This window comes from Allorhizocola rhizosphaerae (assembly GCF_003426775.1).
GTDB lineage: Bacteria > Actinomycetota > Actinomycetes > Mycobacteriales > Micromonosporaceae > Allorhizocola > Allorhizocola rhizosphaerae.
Genome location: NZ_QJUG01000361.1, coordinates 1 through 5,160, shown reverse-complemented (window position 1 = coordinate 5,160; position 5,160 = coordinate 1). Strand labels below are relative to the sequence as shown.

The following is a 5,160-nucleotide window of genomic DNA, read 5'->3' as shown; positions in this document are numbered from 1 at the left end:
AGGTGGGCCGCGGCGTAGCTCTGCGCGTAGGCATCGGTGCCGCGCGCCTCGGCCAGGCCCCGGCGGGCCAGTGCCAAGAGCTCCAGCGGCGTCCTGTGGGGAAGCGTGTGCGAGGGAACGAGGACCGCGGCGGTCATGCCGGAGCCTCCCTTCGATCGGGGTCGGTGCACCAGCGCCACACTTCGGCATGGGCGAATCCCGATTTCAAGATGATCTCGCCTAGGCATGGGCCCGCGCCCGGAGCCGCGCACCACTCCGACTCGGACGACGAGGAGCCCGCCCCACCAGAGGCCAACAACCATCGCCAGATGTCGCTCAGTGCACCAGCTCGGTGACCATTGGAACCCATGAGCATCCGCCATCCGTGTGTGGAGTTTGCGGGGCACGCCCCGCAGCTGGAATCGCGGCCTGCGGCGAAGGTGACCAGAGATCGCCGAGCCGCGTTGGCCGGCTCGTGCGAGTGCTCATCGGACGCTCCTTCGCGAGGTGGTTGCGTATGTGTCGCCGGTAGTCACCCGCTGCCCGGGGGTCGGTGGGCAGCGGGTGACGTCCCGTCAGGTGACCCTCGAAGCCCGAGCTTCGCCGGTCGCACTTGCGGTGTTGCGAGCACCGCTTCCGGGTGTCGCGCCGCGAATCGCTCCCCCCGGAGACTATGGAGTTGTTGTGCCGCTCTCGAACAGGTGTCCGAAGAACTATCTAGAACATTAGTTCGAAAGTGACTTCCGGTCAAGGCCCGCCCCCTCGCGCGCGGGCCAGGCCGAATGAGCCGCACGCCCGCCAAATCGATTGCGGTGCAACGATTCTGGCCGGACTCCAGCAGACCTGCAACAAAGACGACGATCCACGGTAAGGAGCACTCTTTCAGCGGCTCCTGACACGAGATAACCTGTCGATCGTGTCGTTTCGTCCCCGCCCGGCCGTTGGCGTCGTCATGGTCGTGTCCGCCGCGTCGTTCTTCGCGCTCAACGGCACCGTTTCGAAGCTGATCCTGCAGGCCGGCGTCCAGCCCCGCGACCTTGCCACCTTCCGCGCCCTGGGTGCCTGCCTCGGCCTTGTTCTTCTCGGTACCCTGCTGAGCCCCGGCATTCGCCGATTCCGCTTGGCGCGCAAGGACATCCCGCTCATACTGGCCTACGGCGTCACCGGTTTCTTCGCCGTGCCCATGCTCTACTTCACCGCGATCTCCCGGCTCCCGGTCGGCATCGGCCTGCTGTTCGAGTTCACCGCGCCCGTGTTCGTCGCGCTGTGGTTCCGGTTCGGGCAGCGCCAGCCCGTGCGCGCCCGTCTCTGGGCCGGCCTGGCGCTCAGCCTGGCAGGCCTGGCCTGCGTCGCGGAGGTGTGGGGCAACTTCACGCTCGACGGGCTCGGCGTGGCGGCGGGCCTGGCCTCGGCCGTGCTGCTGGCCGCTTACTACCTGATGGGCGCGCGCGGCGTGACCAAGCGCGACTCGGTCTCGCTGACCGGCCTCGGGTTCGGCGTGTCGGCCATCGCGGGGTTCGCCAGCCGGGCCGTCATGGGCGGGGTGCCCGACTGGCAGGCGCTCACCGGCGTCACCGATCGCGGCGTGCCGGTCTGGGCGCTCGCGGTGTACTTGCTGATCTTCGGAACGATCATTCCGTACCTCCTCATCGTCGGTACTTTAAGGCACTTGCCGGCGACCAGCGCGAGCATCATCGGCATGACCGAGCCCGTGCTGGCCTCGGCCGTCGCGTGGGTCGCGATCGGCGAGCGGCTCAACCCGGCCCAGCTCGCGGGCGGCACGGTGCTCCTGCTCGGCGTCGTATTGGCCGAGACGGCAAGGGTTTCCGTCGGGCAGAATGGGCCGCATGTCAGAGGCGAACACGATCCAGCGGGAGACACCGCACAACCAGCACCCCAACGTGACAGCAGTCCAGCAGCGGCTTGACGAGGCGGGCATCGACAGCCGCATCGTCCTGCTCGACGAGGGCGTGCACACCGCCGCCGCGGCGGCCCAGGCACTGGGTGTCCAGGTTGGACAGATCGCCAACTCGCTGATCTTCCAGATCGGCGACGACGAACCACTGCTGATCCTGACATCGGGCGCGCACCGGGTCGACACGGCCAAGGTCGCCGCCGAGCTCGGGGTGCCCAAGCTCAAGCGCGCCACGCCGGAGTTCGTGCGCGAGCACACGGGCCAGGTCATCGGCGGGGTCGCGCCGGTCGGGCACCCGAAGCCGGTGCGCACGCTGCTCGACCGGGATCTCGCGCAATACGACGTGATCTGGGCGGCGGGCGGCATCCCGCAGGCGGTGTTCCCGATCGGCTATGCGCAGTTGCGCGCGATCACCGGCGCGACCGAGGTGGACGTCGCATGACGCTGGTGCGGTGGACGCCGGAGGATCTGGCACGCCGCATCGACGACGCCCTTGAGGTGTTCGGCGAGGCCATGTCATACGAGCAGCAGGCGCTGCAGGTGCGTCGGGGTTACATCGCCACGCACCTGCGCCGCCCCGACTTCTACGCCGTGGCCACGCTCGACGACACCGACGGGCGGCTGCTCGGGTTCGGCTACGGCTACCATTCCGCTCCCGGGCAGTGGTGGCACGACCAGGTGCGGGCCGCGCTCACCGAGGACGAGCGGCAGCGCTGGCTCACCTCGTGTTTCGAGCTGGTGGAGATGCACGTGCGCCCGTCGGCGCAGGGGCGGGGCCTGGGCGCGGCGCAGCTACGCCTGCTGCTGTCGCTCACTCGCGATAGGACGGTGCTGCTGTCCACTCCCGAGGCCGACGAGCAGATGTCACGGGCGTGGCGGCTCTATCGCCGCGCGGGCTTCCAGGATGTGGCGCGGCACCTGATGTTTCCGGGCGACCCGCGCCCCTTCGCCGTCCTGGGCAGGCCCCTGCCCCTGCCACGCTGATCGGGCGACCTGCCTGGCGAGTCGCCCGATAATCCCGCGCTCACCCGGCTTGCCAGGCAAGTCGCGCGATCATGCCTATGCCAGCACCTTCCTGATGATGGCAATCAGCTGGCACACGCCGATGAGCGCGAACGCGGCCCAGACGAACACCACCATGGTCACCACGCCGGCCGCGAGGTCCCGGCTCAACTGGGCCGAGACCGCGCCCAGCAGCAGTCCGACGATGACCAGCCAGACCCGGGTCGAGCGATCGCCAAGCGTGCCCACGGCGGTGCGGCCCAGGTTGCCGCGGGCGCGCACATACTCGTGCGCCCACACCAGCGCGGCGCACGTGATGACCGCCGCGAGGTGCGTGCCGAACAGGGCCAGCGCGATCAGCCAGCACGCCTCGGCCAGCCGGTCGAGCAGCGACTGATAGAACGAGCCCAGCCGGGTGGTGCCGCCCGACAGCACCCACAGCGCCCCGGTCAGCTGATCGGCGCCGAGCCCGAACGCCAGCGCGAGCACGGCCGCGACCGGCCACACCCCGCCCTGCCAGGTCAGCAGAGGCACGAAACATGAGCTCACCGCCGACACGATCAATGTGGCGGACGGCTTGACGCCGACGCGGGCGCCGACCACGGCGAGCCGGTGTATCCCGCGCATCACGCTTCTTCGCCACTGTGGAGCGTGCGTCAGTTCGTAGCCGTCGTAGGCGCGTGCCCAGGCCACGACGAACTCGTCCCAAGTCAGAGCGATGCTGTTGATGCCACTCTCAACTGCTGCCACACCTCGCGGGTTGCGGTGGACCGGTTGAGCGTGATGAAGTGCAGCCCCGGCGCGCCCTCGGCGAGCAGGCGGGCGCTGAATTCGGTGGCGACCTCGACCCCGATGGCGCGCACGGCCAACGGGTCGTCGGCGACCGCGCGCAGCCGCTCGGCCAGCTGGGGCGGGAACTGCGCGCCCGACAGCTGGGCCATCCGCTCGATCTGGCTCACGTTGGTCACGGGCATCACACCCGGGATGATGGGCACGTCGCACCCCTGCGCGGCGACCGCGTCGCGCAGGCGGGCCCAGTCTTCCCAGTTGAAGAAGAACTGCGTGATCGCGAAGTCGGCGCCGGCGCGGCACTTGCGCACGAAGTAGTGCACCTCGGAGTCGAAGTCGGGCGAGCGCGGGTGCGTCTCCGGAAACGCGGCCACCGCCACGCAGTAGTCGCCGCTCGCCTTGACCAGGGTCACGAGCTCATCCGCGTGCAGCAGGCCCTGGGGGTGTTTGACCCACTCGCCCTGCGGGTCGCCGGGAGGATCACCCCGGACCAGAAGCATGTTTCTGATTCCGGCGTCGGAATAGCGGCCGATGACGTGGCGCAGCTCGGCCACGGAGTGGTTGACCGCGGTCAGGTGGGCCATGGGCAGCAGCGTGGTCTCGGTGGCGATCCGCTCGGTGACCGCGACGGTGGTGTCGCGGGTGCTGCCGCCCGCGCCGTAGGTGATCGACACGAAGTCGGGGCGGAGCGGTTCGAGCTCCCTGATGGCCAGCCAGAGCTGTCGCTCGCCCTCGGGGGTCTTCGGTGGGAAGAACTCGAAGGAGAAGGTCGGCTGGCCCGAACGCAGCAAGTCACTGATGCGTGGACGCGGCGGCATGGTGGAGGGCGCGCGTGCGGTCACGGTGCCGACTCTATCCGGCCGGCCGACAGCGGCGCTCGACCCGGCCTGGCGGGCGCGAAAGCCCGGCCTGGCGGGCGCGAAAGCCCGGCCTGGCGGGCGCGAAAGCCCGCTTCGGGCTTCGCCGGCGGAGCGAAGCGGAGTGTTACGGGAAGGCCCTTGCCGGAGGCCACGGCAGATACCACAGCGCACCCATGGCGGGAGGTCGAGGCGAGACGCCCGCGGCCAACGAGCACACGGATGGTTGAGGCGGGTTTCTGTCGTAGCTGTGGGATATAAGTTTCTTTGGCGTCCTGGGGTCAACGCCGGTCTTTCAAGCGCCACACGAGCGGGGGCCCCTGACATGTCCAACGCGATGTCCAACACGTCCTTCGGCCTGCGCCTGGCCGCACTGCGCCGCCGTCACGGGTGGAGCCAGCGGCGCCTGGCCGAGCTGCTGTGCGCGGCGAGCGGGGTCCCCACCGTCAGCCGCAACGAGGTGAGCCGGTGGGAGCGGGGGCTGCGCACGCCAACCGGGCCCTGGCTGGCCACACTGTCGCAGGTGCTGCAGGAGCCGATGGGCGGCCGGTCGGCCGCGGCCGACCCGCCCACCGAGCGCGACGTCCCAGCCCCGGCCCGAGCTGGCCATATTCAAGC

At 69.8% G+C, this 5,160-nt stretch carries 6 protein-coding genes; 4 read left to right on the top strand and 2 right to left on the bottom strand.

All coding sequences use genetic code 11. The annotated features are described in order from the left end of the window. Window positions 1-895: 895 nt before the first annotated feature. Genes DM816_RS39985 through DM816_RS39975 form a run of 3 tightly spaced genes read left to right on the top strand, consistent with a single transcriptional unit; the run spans window position 896 to window position 2,878 of the window. Window positions 896-1,906, top strand: a complete 1,011-nt coding sequence (locus DM816_RS39985) for an EamA family transporter (RefSeq protein ID WP_162908340.1) — start codon at window positions 896-898, stop codon at window positions 1,904-1,906. After that, window positions 1,827-2,336, top strand: a complete 510-nt coding sequence (locus DM816_RS39980) for a YbaK/EbsC family protein (protein WP_117215670.1) — start codon at window positions 1,827-1,829, stop codon at window positions 2,334-2,336. Before DM816_RS39985 ends, DM816_RS39980 begins: the two co-directional genes overlap by 80 nt. Beyond that, a complete protein-coding gene (locus DM816_RS39975) occupies window positions 2,333-2,878 on the top strand; it encodes a GNAT family N-acetyltransferase (RefSeq protein WP_117215669.1) in 546 nt (181 codons plus the stop codon). Before DM816_RS39980 ends, DM816_RS39975 begins: the two co-directional genes overlap by 4 nt. 75 nt (window positions 2,879-2,953) lie before the next feature. On the opposite strand, the gene DM816_RS39970 is transcribed toward DM816_RS39975, so the two are convergent. Continuing rightward, window positions 2,954-3,646, bottom strand: coding sequence for a CDP-alcohol phosphatidyltransferase family protein (locus DM816_RS39970; RefSeq protein WP_162908339.1), 693 nt, complete (start codon window positions 3,644-3,646; stop codon window positions 2,954-2,956). Next, window positions 3,607-4,503 carry a methylenetetrahydrofolate reductase [NAD(P)H] gene (metF, locus tag DM816_RS39965; protein WP_117215672.1) on the bottom strand — a complete coding sequence of 299 codons (897 nt, stop codon included), beginning with the start codon at window positions 4,501-4,503 and terminating at the stop codon, window positions 3,607-3,609. The genes DM816_RS39970 and metF overlap by 40 nt, the downstream gene beginning before the upstream one ends. Before the next feature lie 364 nt (window positions 4,504-4,867). Here metF and DM816_RS39960 point away from each other — a divergent pair. After that, the coding region (locus DM816_RS39960) for a helix-turn-helix domain-containing protein (protein ID WP_162908338.1) at window positions 4,868-5,160 on the top strand (293 nt) is incomplete at its 3' end.